The organism is Paenibacillus sp. NAIST15-1 (assembly GCF_001894745.1).
Classification (GTDB): domain Bacteria; phylum Bacillota; class Bacilli; order Paenibacillales; family Paenibacillaceae; genus Paenibacillus_B; species Paenibacillus_B suaedae.
The window spans coordinates 23,319-41,738 of record NZ_BBYF01000028.1; the positions used below are offsets into that span (position 1 = coordinate 23,319).

General features: G+C 49.8%; 5 protein-coding genes. All 5 read left to right on the forward strand.

Features of this window, described 5'->3' with window-relative positions; translation table 11 throughout:
• Positions 1-9: 9 nt before the first annotated feature.
• A complete protein-coding gene (locus PBN151_RS29465) occupies positions 10-1,683 on the forward strand; it encodes a carbamoyltransferase family protein (RefSeq protein WP_072732148.1) in 1,674 nt (557 codons plus the stop codon).
• Between the two features lie 41 nt (positions 1,684-1,724).
• Entirely contained in the window at positions 1,725-2,675 is a 951-nt protein-coding gene (locus PBN151_RS29470) for a GNAT family N-acetyltransferase (RefSeq protein ID WP_072732149.1), read from the forward strand.
• Entirely contained in the window at positions 2,672-6,424 is a 3,753-nt protein-coding gene (locus PBN151_RS29475) for a non-ribosomal peptide synthetase (protein WP_175560832.1), read from the forward strand. Before PBN151_RS29470 ends, PBN151_RS29475 begins: the two co-directional genes overlap by 4 nt.
• A gap of 40 nt (positions 6,425-6,464) precedes the next feature.
• Complete coding sequence (locus tag PBN151_RS29480; RefSeq protein ID WP_072732151.1) at positions 6,465-10,241, forward strand: type I polyketide synthase; 3,777 nt, start codon at positions 6,465-6,467, stop codon at positions 10,239-10,241.
• The coding region (locus PBN151_RS29485; RefSeq protein ID WP_139295456.1) for an aminotransferase class III-fold pyridoxal phosphate-dependent enzyme at positions 10,238-18,420 on the forward strand (8,183 nt) is incomplete at its 3' end. The genes PBN151_RS29480 and PBN151_RS29485, both read left to right, overlap by 4 nt.

Below are 18,420 nucleotides of genomic sequence, written 5' to 3' on the forward strand. Positions count from 1 at the left end.
AGGACGCATATGTATATATTGGGAATTACCGGTCCGTTGGGACACGATGCGGCGGCATGCCTCATGAAGGAGGGCCGCATTGTCGTCATGGTCGAAGAAGAACGTTTGTCGCGCATACCTCACTCGCCTGGTGGACAAATGCCTTATTTGGCAATCGAGCATTGTTTGAATCAGGAGGGCATTACGTTGGATCATGTGGACTATATCGCGCTTAGCTGGGATAAGTCGTTGATTCCTGAGACGAAGATTCCGCTGCCCGATGTTTTTGACGATGTCGAGAGTCTATTTCCGAAGAGCAAGTTTCCCCACAATAAATTGCCTAAGGTGGAGGTCGTAGATCATCATTTAGCGCATGCGGCCAGCGCCTATTATTTTTCGCCTTTTGGCGAGGCAGGCGTCCTTGTGGCCGATGGCGCCGGCGAAGATTGCAGCACGACTCTCTATCACGGAATAGACGGGCGCTTGAAGAAGCTGGATTCGATCCATCACAACGAATCGCTGGGCGAGTTCTACGCGACGGTGACGGAATACGTTGGATTCGACTGGAACGATCCGGGCAAAACAATGGGTCTGGCTTCCTTCGGTGAGGCGATCTACGATTTTCCACGTATCGCAACCGATCCTGTGAAGGGTTATTCCATGAAAATCGACCACTCCCTTCATATGACGAAAGTGGAGAACGTATGGAAACGCGAAATGTTTCGTCTCGGCGTCATACCGAATAAAGGGGTTAGGCGCTACAATCCGATTACATATCGGATTTCAGAACATTTGGAATTCGATTCCACTCATCGGAACCTTGCAGCCTCTGCACAACGCAAGCTCGAGGAGTGTTATCTGAGCCTCGCAAGAGCGCTCGTGGACCGGACCGGTTCCCGCAATCTTTGCCTTGCCGGGGGAGTGGCGCTGAACTGCGTAGCCAACGGCAAGTTGAGGCGTTCCGGCTTGGTCGATGATTTGTTCATACAGCCTGCCGCGAACGATGCGGGTGCGGCAATTGGAGCGGCGGCGGAGATTGCGGCGCGTCTTGGCTTCACGATTGAGAAGCTCTCGGGCAATTATTCCGGACCGTCATTCACGAACGATCAGATCCGGGCGACATTGAACCACTTGGGACTAAAATATCGGACTGCCGACGATGCGGCCGAACTGGCAAGCGATCTTCTGGCCGAGGGTCGCACGGTTGGGTGGTTTCAAGGCCGTTCCGAATACGGACCGCGTGCGCTGGGCAACCGAAGCATGCTGGCCAACCCTTCGGTTCCAGACATTCAAAATCATATGAATCGTAATGTGAAATTTCGTGAAGGGTTTCGGCCTTTTGGTCCTTCCGTACTGGAAGAAGAGGCCGCAGACTTTTTTGAGCTAATGAGTCCTTCCCCATATATGCTGCAATCCGTTTATGTAAAGCCGGACAAACGGAGCCAAATCGGAGGGGTTGTACATGTCGACGGGTCTTCCCGCCCGCAGACGGTCACGAAGGAAACCAATGCTCGTTACCATCAACTAATTACCCGCTTCCGGGCGAAAACCGGTATTCCGATGGTGCTGAACACCTCGTTCAACTTGAGAGGCGAACCGATGGTAAACTCGCCTTATGATGCGATTCGCACCTATATGTCCGGGGCCTTAGACGCACTGATAATGGAAGATATTTTACTGGTCAAAGATGGTATTAACCAGTAAGTGGAATACGAGATGAGATGATCATTAGGGAGGCTAATGCATTGAGCAAGATTACCGTTTCGAGCTACGATCCTTTGTTTTTAAATGAAATGGCATCAATTGAGAGGGAGACAAAAGAGCGTTATCCAGATTTCCCGAGCTGGGCTACGTGGATGTATGAACACAACCCGGAGCTAAAAAAAGATAACATTTTTATAGCCTTCGAATCGGACAAGTTGGCAGGCTACGGGCACATTATCCCGCGCCCAGCATATGAGAACGACCCGTCTCAAGTTCCACATACCATTTATTTGGACTTTAATGTGTCGGTTGATGCTAAACAGCCTGCAAGCGTACGCGATGCACTCTTTGCAGCTCTATGTAATCGAACCGCTGAACTGCTTAAAGGATACCCCGATCGCAAGACGGAACTATGCGTTCAGCACTATTCTGCATTGGAAGAAATGATCGAGGACATTAGCGCAAGAGGGTTCCAGCGCGTGGAAAGTTATTTTCTCATGGAACGGGATTTGCGGTTGCCGATTCCGGATGCCCCATTGCTCAACGGGCTTGTTTTGCGCGAATGGAAAATGGAAACGGCCGAAGAGAAGAAAAAGTTTCTGGAACTCAACAAATTAGCGTTCCCTGACGAATCGCCAACGCTTGAGAAGCTTGAAGGAATCATGGCGATTCCAGGCTGGACAACTTATGCTATTTTTACAGAGGTAAATGAAGTGGCCGGACTGATAATGTTTCGTTCAGACAGCCCGACTCATGGGTATATAGACGATGTTTTCGTACTGCCGGAATGGAGAAGACAGGGATTGGCCGATGCACTGGTTGCGGTTGGTCTTCATCATCTAAAAGAAGGAGGGTTTTCGGGTGTATACCTGAATGTGGCTCGCTCAAGTTCTAGCGCATGCAACTTGTACAGCAAAGCCGGTTTTCGTGCCATAAAAGAACAGCAGGAATTGCGGTTAGAGTGGAGAGGGGAGAAAAGGAGCGATTCATGATGAGCACAAATCATCCTATCGACAAAGCAAACGTAGAAGATATTTTGGCTTTAAGCCCTCAGCAGCAAGGGATACTCTTTCATTATTTGAGAGATCCGAAGGCTTATTTTGAGCAACTTTCATTCCGATTGTCCGGATTCGGTCAAGTGGAGATCGTGAAAAGAGCTTGGCAGAATGTAATGGAAGCCAATCAGATGCTGCGTACCTGTTTTCGGTGGGAGAAGATGGAATCTCCGGTGCAGATCATACTTAAAAAGTACATTATCCCTTTTGCTGAATACGACCTCACGAAGGAGTCTGCTCATCGTCAAAGTGTGTTAATTGAAGAGATCAAGGCTGAAGATAGGAAGCGGGGCATCGATATTCGAGGCTCCGCTTTTCGATTGACGGTATGCAAGCTCTCCGATACCGAACAGGAAATGATCATAAGCTATCACCACATTTTGTTTGATGGCTGGAGTACCAGCATATTGCTGAAGGAGTTTTTTCAAGCCTACCGGGAACTGTTGGTACATGGCGAAACGCAAATACCGGTCAAGTCCTCTTATAAAAGCTATATCCTCTGGCATAAAAATCAGGAGATATCGCACCAGAAGACGTTTTGGAAAAAATATCTGGAGGGATTTGACAACAAAACGCCATTGCCGGCCGTTCGCAAGCATATTCAGGGATTGAATGCGAGCCTGAAGGAAAATCATGTTTTCATTCGCAAGCTTACGTCTGACCAACAAGAGCAACTACATAAGTTTGCGATTGAAAATGAAGTCACGCTAGCAGCTTTAATATACACGGCATGGGGTTTAGTTTTGCAGCGCTACAACAATACCGATGATGTGTTATTCGGATCTACAGTTGCCGGGCGTAAGGCGAATGTAGCGGGAATCGACAAAATGGTTGGTTTATTTACCAACACCTTGCCGCTGCGGGTTCGGACGGAAGCAAACGATTCGGTAAGCCAACTGGTAAAGCGCGTAAACCAATTTCTTGTGGAGCGCGAGGAGTTTGAATCGACACCGCTTAGCGTCGTCAACGCTCTTCATGAAATCGGGAAACATGAACAATTGTTCGATTCTATCGTAGTTATCGAAAATTATCCGGTCGATCAGATGCTCTCTCGCCATGAGTCGGGTTTAAAACTTGAACTATCCTCTATCAACAAGAGTATTAATTATCCTTTGGCTTTAGGAGTATATCCATTTGATGGGATGGAAATGGAAATAAACTACGACAATGAATTGTTTGATAGAAATTCGATCGAGCTTTTTGCGTCCCATTTTATCCAAATATTAACGAATATCGCTGCTAACGGAGATACCAACGTTGCCCATTTAGAAATGTTATCGAAAGAAGAACGCCAAAAAATTCTCGTGGAATGGAATTCAACCGAGACGTCGTTTTCCAAAGCGTCTTCCGTCTCCGAGCTGTTTGAACAGCAAGTTGCTAAATCTCCCGATCACGTTGCCGTAGTTTTGAATGAACAAAGCTATACTTTTCAACAATTAAACGACATAGCGAACCGGTTGGCACGCACGCTGAGGTCGAACGGCTTGAAGACCAATCAAGTGATAGCTTTGCTACTTGATAAAAGTTTGGAAATGATTGTTGCAATTGTTGCCGTCTTAAAAGCTGGCGGCGCTTATCTTCCTATCGATCCGAATACTCCTGCGGAGCGCGTTCGGTTTATGCTGGAAGACAGCGATGCGACAATGGTCCTTATGAAAAGCCAATGGAAAGATAAGCTTGATTTTACCGGACTCGTGCTTGATATGGAAGATCCGGCGGTATATGCAAATGATTCAAGCGGTCTTCCGACAATAGCAAGTCCCAATGATTTGGCTGTCATTTATTACACTTCCGGTTCCACCGGCAATCCCAAAGGCGTCATGATCGAACACCATGGGATTGCGAATGTTCAATCGTACTTTCAGAATGATTTGAAAATAAACGAGCACGATCGCATCGCTCAATTCGCTAGCTTCGCTTTTAGTGCTACGATCTGGGAAGTTTTTATGGGTTTGCTTACAGGGGCTACACTTTATCTATTAACTCCTGAACTGATAGCTGACAAAAATAAATTCACCAGCTACTTTCGGGATAACGAGATTACGACAGTTACAATGGCTCCAACTTATCTTAGCGAACTTGACCCGGCCAACTTTCCCTTGCTGAAACGGTTAATAACAGCCGGCTCGGAAATAACGCATGAATTGGTTGAAGTCTGGGGAGTGGATCGAACATACATCAATGCGTATGGTACGACGGAGGTGACTAATGCAGCGCTAACCTGGATGCATGAACAAAACATGAAGATCCCTGACCCTGTCCTGATTGGCCGGGCTTTCCAAAACAAATACGCCTACATTTTGGATCGAAATCTCGAGCTTATGCCAGTTGGAGTCGTAGGAGAATTGTGTATTTCAGGTACAGGAATTGCAAGAGGATATATAAATCAGCCGCAACTGAGTGCCGAAAAGTTCGTTCCCGATCCCTTTAGGCCTGGAGAAAAAATGTTTCGAACCGGCGATCTCGCACTCTATATGCCTGATGGCAATGTGCAGTTAATGGGCCGAGCGGATCGGCAAGTAAATATCCGAGGATTTCGGATCGAGTTAGGAGAGGTAGAAGCAATTCTGCGCAAGCATCCTGCAGTTCGTGAGGCTGTAGTCGTCGCACGAGAAGACCACCTCTGTGCGTATCTGGTTTATGAAACGAATGCTGATTCGGGTCATGAAAAGTTTTCGTCGGAATGGAAGTTATTTTGCTCGGGCTATTTGCCTTCGTATATGATACCGTCGCATTTTGTTCCCATCGACACATTGCCGCTGAATTCAAGCCGCAAAGTGGACATTAAACAATTGCCGGATCCGATCGAGTATGTACAGGAACATCGACGGGTTGAGCTGCCAAATAATGAAATTCAAGTGCAGGTGGCAGCAATTTGGCGCGAGGTGCTTAGTTTAGACGTTATTGGAATTTACGACAATTTCTTTGATCTTGGCGGCAACTCTATTTTACTGATGCGTCTTCATTCGAAATTGGATAAAAAATTTCCCGGAGACATCGAAATTACGGATCTTTTTACCCATACGAACGTGTTTGATCTGGCTGAGTTCATAGCCCGAAAGCGGAAAGAGACAGAGACTGAGCCAAGAAAATTGCAAGAGCTTCGTTTCCCAGGCGAAACGCTGACAGATATGGGCATACAAACAAGCGGTTATGAATGGGTGCTAGATCGAACATTGTATGATTCTTTACAAGAGATAGCCTTAAGGGAAAATACGAAGGTTGACGTCATTCTTGTCTCTATGCTGATGCATCAGTTGTCGGAAATGACGAATGAAACGAGCGTTACGCTGGAAACAATGATTCGATCTTTCAATACAAGCGTACAGGTCGATATTCACCTGGAGTATATAGAAGATTTTAGCTCCCTGTTCCGCGAAGTTGACCGCAAAGCGGGAGACGTTGCGGCAGGATACCCGCTGGATGAGCTTGATCGTTGTATCAAGACATTGGACGGCAAAGGAATCTTATTATTCCTATACAGGAAGGATCGCTTAACCGTTCCGACCAATCTGTTTCATGTATTTGATCTTCTGTTGGGGTTCTCCGAGGAGAATGAAGAGGTCGTTTTCACGATCGAATACAAAAAGAACAAGTTAAGGGACGAGAAGGTTGAAGAGCTCATTCAACAGTACGCAACCAATCTCCACCTTCTTGTGAATCAGTTATCTGCTCAGGCAAGGTAATGTTTCTGTTCCATTCACCTCTAGAAAGGAGCAATGATCTGTGTTAAAAAAACGGTTGCAACTTGGCAGCGCAAATTTGGATCCGACAGTGGCTGCAACGCAGTCGATAAGAAAAATCAATCAACGAGACATTGCAATAATCGGCATTGCTCTCCAATTCCCGTCAGCCAATGGAACAGAACAGTTTTGGGGAAATCTGAGCAACGGTTTGGACTGCATGAAAAAACTTCCGCAAGCTAGGTTAGCGGACATACAACGTTATTTTTCATTCAAAGGTTTGCCGATTGACGAAGTTGATCTATTGAAGGGAGAAGCGGGATTTCTAGAAGAGTTGGACAAATTCGACTATGGCTTCTTTCGATTGTCCCCGAAAGAGGCCCAGTTTATGGATCCAAATCAACGCTTATTTTTGCAAACTGCCTGGTCAGCGATTGAAGATGCCGGATATGGAGGAGACCGATTGAAAGGGTCGCGAACCGGCGTATTTGTAGGTTTTAGTTCGGAAGCGGAGTACAAACGGATGGTCGCCGAAGTGGATGCCTCCGATTTGACTGCCGCGATGACGGGGAATCTTAATTCGATGCTGCCGAGCCGTATTTCTTACTTATTGAACTTGCATGGGCCGAGCATGTTAATCGACACCAGTTGTTCTTCCTCTTTGGTGTCCGTTCACCTCGCCTGTCAATCGATCAGGAACAATGAGTGCGATATGGCATTGGCAGGCGGGGTTCAAACCCATATTATTCCCATTCGTCAAACGAAAGTCGGCATCGAGTCTTCGAACAATCGAACGCGTACGTTTGACGAAAGTTCAGATGGAACCGGCACGGGGGAAGGGGTAGCGGCCATTCTGCTAAAACCGTTGTATAAAGCAATGAATGACCGTGATGTGATTTATGCGGTTATTAAAGGGAGCGCGATTAATCAAGACGGCAACTCCATCAGCCTGACTGCGCCGAATACGGCAGCTCAGGAAGATGTGATCGTTCGTGCTTGGCGCGACGCAGATGTTGATCCAGCCACGATTTCGTATATTGAGACGCACGGCACGGGTACGAAATTGGGTGATCCCATCGAAATTGAAGGTATCCGACGAGCTTTTTCCCGGTACACTGACCGCAAGCAATTTTGCGCTGTGAGCGCGGTCAAGTCCAATATAGGTCATCTGGATAATTCGGCGGGAATTGCCGGCCTAATCAAAGCTGTTTTAGCGCTGCAACACAAAAAATTGCCTCCGACACTGCATGTCCGAAGAACGAATCGTAACATTGCTTTTGAGGACTCTCCCGTTTATGTCAATGATCGTTTAACGGAATGGGAGTCGGAAGGTGTGCGTAGATGCGGGGTCAGCTCTTTCGCAATTAGCGGGACGAACTGTCACATCGTCTTGGAGGAAGCACCGCCCAGCAAGCCAAACGCAACGGAACATGGCAAGCAGATTTTTACGCTGTCTGCCCGTAGTCTGACATCCTTGCGGAGAGGGATCCTAAACTATCAGACTTTATTGACACAGCGTCCGGACATTTCGCTTGCGGATCTCTGTTTTACGGTCAATACAGGCCGGAGCCACTGGGAATACAGATTGGCGCTAGTTGCTGAAAACATAGAAGAGTTAAGGAGCAAATTGCAACTAACGAGCACACAGGACAGCCTGAAAACAATGGGAGGGGAAAGCATTTTTTACGGGGAGTGCAGGTTGAGCTCTCAAGCGGAAAAACAAATGGTTAAAGCGGATCTGGGAAATGCCTGCAGAAATTACGTAGAAGGAGCAGATATTGATTGGGGATTTTTGTATGAAGGAAAATCAAACAAGCGTATCCCGTTACCGACATACCCATTTGAACGAAACCGCTGTTGGCTGGAAATTCCAGAAACGCAAGAGCCCTTCTATTTTGAAACCCGTTGGCAAAAGAGCGCTGCTACCTATCGAAAAAAAGACATTCCGTTTGGCATAACCCTTATTTTGCATGACAACTCTTTGAAGGCAACGGAATTGATCGATTTTTTACGTTCAAAGAACGAACGCATCATTGAGGTTCGGGTAGGGGATCAATTTTGCCAAATTGATGCCGATCAGTTTGTAATCGGACATGACGAAAAGGATTACAGCAAATTAATGGAAAGCATGCTGCTGTCGAAACTTGGACGCGTCATACATGCCATGACCCTGAATCCCGAACATGAAATAGAAAGTCTGGAAGATTTGCAACAAGCACAGGAATTGGGATTTTATAGTCTGCTTCATCTCTCCAAGGCATTATCTTTGTCTGCTTTGGGACATCAGGTGGAGCTGGTAATATTGTCTTCCTATGCGCAGCACGTACACGAAAAGCAGCAGTATTTGCATCCGCATCACACAGCACTGTTTGGACTGGGGAAGGTCATTCGATGGGAAGAACCGATGTTACAGTGTCGTTGTATCGACATCGATATGGCGACTTCCATCTCTCAATTGGCAAACGAAATGGAATCTGATGAATCAGAGTTCCAAGTTGCCTATCGTTCCGGCGAACGATTCGTGGAGCGATTGGCGGCACTTGCAGACAACCAACAGGCGATTGAGGAAATAGAAATCCGAGAAAACGGCGTATATGTCATAACCGGGGGGCTTGGAAATTTAGGCTTGAAAATGGCCCGGCACTTGGCTTCCAAAAATAACGTGCATTTGGTTTTGATCAATCGTTTCCCTATCCCGCTTCGTTCGGAGTGGGAGAAGCTCCTTTCGAAAGGTAACGATGTAAAACGATGCAAACAAATTAGTGCGATTCAGGCTATTGAAGCTCTGGGCTCGCACGTACATGCATTCGCAGCGGATATTACCGATTATGAGCAACTAGAAAAAGTGCTTGCTGACGTAAGGGCACAATACGGCAACATTACCGGATTGATTCACTGTGCGGGCATTGGCGTCGGTATGTCCGGCATGCCGATCCGTGAAGATAGTCGCATTAGTTATGAAGCTGTAATGGCGCCCAAAGTGCAAGGCACTTGGAATCTGGCGCGTGCGACAGAGCAAGATGAACTGGATTTCTCGCTGTTTTTCTCTTCCGTCATTACCTTAATCGGTTCTGTCGGCAGTGGTAGCTACACAGCGGCCAACGCTTATTTGGATTCGTTCTCCGCTTTTGCCCGTCGTCGCGGAAGGAAAGCGATTACTGTTAATTGGCCGTATTGGATAGATCAGGAAAGGCAGGGAGAGGGCTTCCATGAAGAGAAGGAGCTGTTCCGTTTCCTGAAGCCGGACGAGGCGTTGATGGCATTGGACAGGATTCTCTCCAGTCGCATCGATCGCGTAATTGTTGGCAGACTCAACGATCAGAGCAGCTTATTCCGACTAGGAGATTACCTTCCGCTAAAGTTATCGGAGGACTTGTGCGCTTCTTTGCCGAAGGCCGGGTTGCAGCCGGGCGCACGTCCGTCCGCCAATAGAAACAGCGTCAGGCTAAAAGGCACGACAAATCCGGAAACAGTCGAGATCGAAAAGAAGGTCGCATCGGTCTGGCAGGAGGTGCTGGGATTTGACGAGCTAAACGTAGTCGACAACTTTTTTGAAATCGGAGGCGATTCGATTCTGATAACAAAGGTTCATGCCTTGTTGGAGGAAGAGTATGCCGGTGGCATCCGGATATCCGATTTGTTTGCTTACCCAACGATTGCCAAGCTTGCTGCATTTTTGGCTTCGCAGCAATCGATAGGGGAGGACAAACCGGAGGAAATGCGAGAAAGCATCCTTCGTTTGGTGGAACAAATGGAGCAGGGGAAAATGAGCTTGGAGCAGGTCGTGAAAGAATATCACTTACTCGAGGTACAAACATGATGGACACATCAGCATTTATTTTCGAGCAGATTGCATCTGGAAAATTTGAGCGGAACGCCGGCGTTGAGCTGTTGACGCGTCTAAAGCAAGCCAAGTCGACAGATGTGAACGAAATTGCAGTGATTGGTATGGCAGTCAAACTGCCGATGGCGCCCACTTTGGAGCAGCTTTGGCACAATCTTAAATATGGGATCGACAGCATTGGCCGATTTCCAGCATACCGACGTGCCGATACCGACCGTTATTTGGCATACATGAACCAATTGAGGCCGGATACGGACTATTCCCTTGGAGCATACCTTGAGGAAATCGACAAATTTGATTACAAATTTTTTCGACTGACTCCAAAGGAAGCTAGCCTCATGAGTCCAGCCCAACGGCTGTTTTTAGAAGCCGCGTGGGAGACGATCGAAGAAGCAGGTTACGGGGGAAACAAATTGTCGGGAAGTCGAACCGGCGTATATATCGGCTACAGCTCCGATACGCTTTTTGAATACGTTCGATTTATCCAAGATGTCGAACCTTCCTCTCTCTCGATGTCTGTGTCCGGCAACTTGAGTCCAATCGTGGCGAGCCGCATCTCGCATATGCTTGACTTGCGCGGTCCGTCTCTCGCTATCGATACGACTTGTTCCTCTTCCTTGGTCGCCTTGCATACCGCTTGTCAGTCCATACGAAACGGAGAATGCGAGCAAGCGCTAGTAGGCGGCATTCGGATTAACTATATGAGACTGTTGAATCAATTCGACATCGGTATTCAATCCTCGGATGGAAAAACGAAGTCGTTTGACGATTTCTCCGATGGAACCGGCAGCGGTGAAGGGATAATCGCCGTTTTGCTGAAACCGCTCCATAAGGCGGTACGTGATGGCGACCAAATTCATGCGGTCATTAAAGGCAGCGCCATTAATCAGGATGGCAATTCGATCGGATTAACAGCTCCGAATGGACTTGCTCAAGAAGAAGTGATTGTTCGGGCTTGGAAAGCGGCTGGTGTGGAACCAGAAACCATCTCCTACATTGAAGCGCATGGAACGGGTACGAAATTGGGCGATCCAATTGAGATCGAAGCGATACAAAATGCGTTTCGGCGCTATACACCTAACCGGCAGTTTTGCGGGGTCGGCTCGATCAAAACCAATTTCGGACATTTGGACAATGCGTCGGGGTTGCTCGGACTAGTGAAAACGATCCTGGCACTTAAACACCGCGAAATTCCGGCATCTCTTCATTTTCAAAAATCGAATAGGGAAATACGTTTCGAGGATTCACCGGTCTACTTTATCGACCGCTTGACTCCATGGAGGACTAACGGCCAACCACGACGGGCAGGCGTCAGCTCGTTCGGTCTTAGCGGGACCAATTGTCATGTCGTATTGGAAGAAGCGCAAACACCCGAACCTACCGGGACGGACAAACCAGGAGGATATCTGTTGCCGCTGTCGGCCAAATCCGAGGAGGCGCTTCGAAACACGGTTGAGCGCTATTTGGCGTGCTTACAAAACAATCCGTGTCTAAATCTAGCAGATGTTTGTTATACAGCTGGCACTGGCCGAGGCCATTACGCCTTTCGATTGGCCATTCACGCACATGACGTTTCGGAGTTGCAGACCAAGCTTGGCAAGCTGCTGAAGGAATGGCCTTCCGTCGATTACCCGTCGGAAGGTATTTTTTGTGGCGCGAATGAGATGGGGCGGCAGCCGGAGGAAGGATGGCCCGTTACTGCCGCTGTTGAAAAGCTGTACAGCCTGTCCGAGCAGGATGGGAATTCGCGTGCTCAGCTTTTGGCGGAGCTAGGCTACTGGTATGTAAGGTCAGCGGATATTCCGTGGGAAGCGCTTTACTCGGGAGAACGGCGGCGGAAAGTATCCCTGCCTTCCTATCCGTTCGCGCGATCCCGCTGCTGGATTTCGATAACGCCCCAACAAAATCCGATAAAGGAGCAAACGACTGTCATGAACGTTGCGATTGGTGGCGGAGCCTCTTTGCATCAACGAAAATTTTTGAATTTTCTGAAGCAGGCGCTGCAAGAAATTTCGGGCATCCCGGAAGAAGAAATCCGGGACGAAGATAACTTTTTTGAACTTGGACTTGATTCTATTCTTCTTTTTCAAATAAGCGAAAAATTGAAAGATCACTATGGAATAGAAATATCTTTGAGTCGGTTTTACGATGAGCTGTCTACACCCGGGGCGCTGGCCGAATATTTGGCAGCACTTGTGCCGGAAGAATCTTCCCTACCGACTGCTGCATTGCCGGCGACTCAGGAAACCCCGGTTCAGACTGCAGCTTCTGCTTTCAATCACGAAAACTTGCCGATGCACGAGCATGCGACCGTAACGCGGCCGGGATCCAGATCAGAGATGGAAAGGCTGGTCGCACGGCAGTTGGACATTATGAGCAAACAGTTAGAGCTACTGCGCGAGGATCGAAATGCAGTTCTGGGTATGCCAGTGTCGTCCAGTGTGCCCAGCAATCAGCCGGAAGCAGACTCGGCCAAGCGAGCAGAAGCGATGGCGCGAACGTCGTCGGTTTCGGAGGCACGGTTGTCCTCTGATGACGGTTCTCTTGCCTCTCGGACGCAGGAACCAGAAGTGTTCATCCCGTATCAAAAATTAAATTTGCTCGCAAACACGAATTTATCAAATAAGCAAACGCTCCATATTGAAGAGCTAATCTGTCGTCTCGACGAGCGGTTCAAGTTGACCAAGAAACTGACGCAGAAATATCGCAATGTGCTGGCCAATAATCGAAATGTAGCCGGCTTCCGGCCGGCATGGAAAGAAATGATCTTCCCGGTCATCGCTAAGCGGGCACAAGGTGCGCGGATATGGGACATGGACGAACATGAATATTTGGATATTTCTATGGGTTTCGGCGCATATTTGCTCGGTCATGCTCCGGCCTTTATTACCGATGCCGTCCGTGTAGAGCTGGACAACGGCATGCCGATTGGGCCGATGAACCCGCTCGCCGGAGAAGTGGCCGATCAGATCGCGCAGTTCACCGGCTGCGAACGCGTCGCATTCTTTAATTCCGGCTCGGAAGCGGTCATGGTTGCGCTCCGGTTAGCGAGGGCCGTCACGGGCAAGTCCAAAATTGCGCTGTTCGAAGGAGCCTTTCACGGAACGTTCGACGGGGTTTTGGCAAGGCGGCATATGGCTGGACGGGACGGCAACTCCGTACCTATGGCTCCCGGAATCACCGATAATCTTGTTGGCGATGTGCTCGTTCTTAAATACGGCGATCCGGAGGCGCTGGACGTGATCAGTCGCCATGCAAACGAACTTGCCGCCGTTCTGGTAGAACCCGTCCAGAGCCGTCGTCCCGACTTGCAGCCGAGACGATTTCTTCAGGAGCTGCGTGCGATCACGGAGAAGCACGGTACGGCGCTGATCTTTGATGAGGTCATCACGGGCTTCCGGATAGGACCGGGAGGCGCACAGGAATGGTTCGACGTGCAGGCGGATATTGCCACTTACGGCAAAGTCATTGGAGCGGGCCTGCCAGTTGGCATTGTCGCGGGGAAGTCCAGGTTCTTAAATGCGATTGACGGCGGATGGTGGCAGTATGGCGATGCTTCTTATCCAACAAGCAGCAGCAACCGCACGTTAGTCGGTGGAACCTTCTGTCATCATCCTTTGACGATGTCGTCGATTCTAGCTATGCTCAAGCATTTACGGGCGGAAGGGCCGCGGTTACAAGAGCGGTTGAACGAACGGACGAGACGGCTGACGGACACGCTTAATCAGTATTTCTTAGAGCGGCGGATACCGATTTCTATGGTTCATTTTGGCTCTCTCTTCCGATTTGTCCTGAACGGAGATCTGGAACTGTTGTTCTACCATTTGCTCGATAAGGGCATCTACGTATGGGAAGGGAGAAATTGTTTTCTTTCGACTGCGCATACGGACGAGGATGTCGACCTGATTATCCGCGCGGTCATCGAAAGCGTGGAGGATATGCAAGCCGGCGGTTTTTTTCCGGAGATGCCCGCGACGCCAGCGGAGGTTAAATCGAAGCGCGACCCAAAGGTGGATCTTCATCGGGAAGCGATTGTTCCGATGACGGAAAGCCAACAAAATCTCTGGCTTCTGACCCGGGATAGCGAAGAGCAATCGATCGCTCATTGCGATTACCTCATGCTTGAGCTGCATGGAACGCTAAATCTTGGCGCGATGCAAGTGTCCATGCAACGGATTGTGGAACGGCATGAAATATTGCGCACGATCCAAGTGGACGAGCGTGGCATGCTTCCCGAATCGACGCTGCCGATGGAAATCCCGCTGATCGATTTTACCAACGATGAGGAAGAGGAACAGAATAGACGGATTGAAGAGTGGCTACGTATTGAAGCGGAAAGGCCGTTTGCAATCGGTCTTGAGCCGCTGTTCCGTATGTACATGCTCAAAGTTTCGGATGTACGGCACCGATTTGTGATCGTGCTTCACCATTTGATTGCTGACGGCTGGTCGACAGGTGTGATGCTAAATGAGCTGGAAACGTTCTACACGGCGGAGTGCCGCGGCGAAATTGGTGAGCTTCCCCCTGCTGTTCCTTTCCGTAATTATGTGGAATGGCTGTCAAACAAGATGGAGGAGGGCGACGAGGCTATTCGTTACTGGTCAGAGAAGTTCGCCCGTTCGATTCCTTCGCTTGCGTTGCCAAACGACTATCCGCCGCCTCCAGGCAAGTCGTATGCCGGGGCTCGGGAGCATTTAAGGGTGGACGAGGTATTCACGAAACGGTTGAAGAGCCTCAGCCGCAAGCAAGGCTGTTCGCTTTTTGTAACCTTGCTAGGGGCCTACCAACTTTTTCTGCACCGCTTGACGGGACAAAACGAATTTTCCGTCGGCATTCCTACAGCGGGCCAATCGGACATGGGCGTCAGCCATCTGGTAGGACAGTGCGCCAGCATGCTGACCCTTGAAGTCCGTATTTCCCCGGAGGGAACGTTTGCAGAGCATTTGAAGGAAGTGAAGCAGAATTTCTCGGATGGAATGAAGCACCGGCATTATATGATGGTGGATTTAGTGAAGGAGATGAGCAAGCGCCAGCAGCAGCCGGCATCGGAAATACAGGCGACCTTTAATCTCGACAGAAGCGTGAACCTGCCCCGATTCGCGGATTTGGAAACGGCCTTCACCGTCTATCCGATCCGATATGTGAAACATGACTTGAGCCTTAACGCGGTTGAAACGGGCGGCGAGCTTCAATTCGATTTCGATTACAATGCCGACCTTTTCAGCCGTGACACGGTGAGACGCTGGATGAGGCAATTCCGCTCGCTGCTCGAAACCGTTGTAGAGGAGCCGGATGTTGTCCACATGCTGGTAACCTTGGCCGCTCCTGATGAAGGAACAATTTTCCCGACGGCATTGGGCGGGTATCCGGAAGCGGCAGAGGCTTCTGATTCTGACTTGGCAGAACAATATGCTCATGCGCTTGCCCAAGCATTCGAGCTAACGAGCGGACAGGAGGTAATCATCGACAGTCAGCTGCCGAATGTCGATCGATACGCGTTGAGCTTGGCGGGCAAGTTGTCGGGAGCGCAAGTACGGATTACGGAAAACGTCCTGCTTGAATTGGACAGCAAAGCGGCATTGCTGTTTCTGTCTGCGGCAGCCTGGCGGGAAATCATTCGGGAAACGCACGAACGGGATTCCGAGGCAGGCGCGACCATCCGGGTCAGCTGCGCCGTTATCGGCGATCAGCCCATTCTCGCCGAACAGGTGCGCCGTTATTGCCGCAAGAGCGGGGGGCTAATGCCTCTGCGGTTCGGATTTCGCCCTGCAGGACTGCCGGCCGTGCTGACGGTGTTTGATGCGAACGAACAGGAGGAGCGCAGGCCGCTGAGCGCGTTGCCGATCGGTCTCCCCTTGGCTAATACGGTCATGTTGCCTCTGGAGGCTTCCGGCAGACCGGCTCCTGTCGGCGTTTACGCCGAGCTTTACGCCGCTGCGCCGTGGTTGAACGGCGAGGGGGGAGCCGGGGCGGCGGGAGGTAGACCCGACGGTCTGATTGCGACCGGCAGAATCGGACGATATTTATCGACGGGTATGCTGGAGCAAATCGGTACGCTTAAGGAGCAGTTGACTGTCCGTGGCCATCGTGTTGATCCGGCTTATGTTAAAACAGTATTTTCCCTGTTGCCGCAGGTGGAGGAAGTGGTAATCGCAAAGGCTGACTCCAAAGGCAGGGATCCCGTGATGGCCGCCTATCTGACGCTTGGAGCAGGAGTGAAGGAATCTGTCGATGGCTTGCGGCGTTCTTTGAAGGAACTGCTGCCGGATTTTATGATCCCGGCACGTATTCGGGTGACGGAGCGCCTTCCGTTGACACCGGCAGGGACGATGAACCTTCAGGCATTGGCAGAGTTGGAGCGAACGGTATCGCAACAGGAATCGACTGCCGGAAGTTTGCAAGACGATATGGAACGGAAACTGAAAACAATTTGGGGGGATCTGCTTGGGATCGAAGAGGTTGATCCCGGTGACAACTTTTTTGAATTGGGGGGTCAATCCTTCCATGCGATGCTTCTGATGTTCAAAATTCAGGAAGAATGGGGCGTTGAGCTTCCCTTGACAGACATTTTCGAAGCCCATTCTCTTTACGAATTATCGCAGCGTATCGGCGAGGCAAAAAGAGGGGACAAGCCGTCCATTCCAAAGGCGGAACGGAAAGCATATTACCCCGTATCATCGGCCCAGAAACGGCAATATGTTTTGCAGCAAACCGACCCTTCAAGCACGGCATACCATTTGAACAGTTCTTTTTTGCTGGAAGGACGGATTGATCGCGAAGCGCTGGAAGAAGCATTCCAAAAGCTGATTCACCGCCATGAAGCGCTCCGAACCTCTTTTGCCTTGGTGGAGGGCGAGGTCGTTCAGATCGTACATGAAAACGTCGATTTACCCTTGCTAGCGGACGATTCGACCATTCTCGCCGACCGATTCGTTCAACCGTTCGACCTCGGCCATGCTCCTTTGTTGCGAGTGCGATTGCGGAAGGAATCCGAAGAGAAGCACTTGATTGAGCTTGAAATGCACCACATTGTTTCGGACGGGATTTCGATGAATGTTCTGTTCCGCGATGTGGCGGCATTTTACCAAGGGCAGGGAAATGCTCTTCCTACTCTTGAATATCAATACAAAGATTATTCCGAATGGCAGCTTAAGCAGCTGGACAGCGAGCAAATGCGAAGACATGAGCTTTACTGGATTGAGCAGTTCGCCGAGGAACCGCCCAAGCTGCAGTTGCCGACCGATTATGCTCGTTCGTCTGTCAAAAGTTTCGAAGGCGGCAGTCTCTTCTTCTCATTCGATGAGAACTTGCTGCACGATTTGAATCTGTTGGCCCGGAGATCGGGCGTCACGTTATATATGGTTCTCTTGGCCGTCTATCAACTTCTTCTGAGCAAATATTCAGGCCAGCAAGATATCGTCGTAGGCTCACCGACAGCCGGTCGTCCCGGTCTTGAGACGGAAAATGTCATCGGCATGTTCGTCAATACGCTGGCATTGCGAGCTCGGCCGACATCGGATCTAACGTTTCTGGAATTTTTGAGACAGGTCAAAGCATCCACGTTAGCCGCTTTGGAGCATCAGGCATACCCGCTCGACCGGTTGATCGATAAGCTGGCGCTGGAACGAGATACGAGCCGAAATCCTTTGTTTGACGTTTTGTTCGTGTTCGACAACAACATGAATGAATCCCTCATTGCTGCAAAAATTGACGGCATTCGACTCGTACCGCTTCGCCGGGAATCGCAGACCGCGCAATTTGATCTTGCTCTTCACGCGGTGGAAGAAGGCCGGACGCTACGGTTTACATTGGAGTATGCCGGTAAACTGTTCGCGAAGGAGACGGCTGAGAGATTGACTCGGCATTTTGAACAGCTTGTCAAACAAGCTGTGCTTCATCCGGGGTTAAAACTGGACGAGTTCGAGATGACTACGGTAGAGGAAAGAGAGCAAATCGAAGCCACCTTCAACCGGACGGAAGCGGAGTACGATCGTAATCTGACACTGCACCGGCTGTTCGAGGAGCAGGCGGCGCGCACGCCGGAGCGGATGGCGGCCGTGTTCGGCCCGGACGGCATGGAGCGGCTGACCTACCGCGAGCTTAACAAGCGGGCGAATCAGCTCGCCCGGACGCTGCGGGACAAAGGCGTGAAGCC

Excerpts from the sequence above, each read along its gene's own strand:
- PBN151_RS29465 (WP_072732148.1), top strand. The coding sequence starts at position 10 with ATGTATATATTGGGAATTACCGGTCCGTTGGGACACGATGCGGCGGCA.
- PBN151_RS29475 (WP_175560832.1), top strand. The coding sequence starts at position 2,672 with ATGATGAGCACAAATCATCCTATCGACAAAGCAAACGTAGAAGATATT.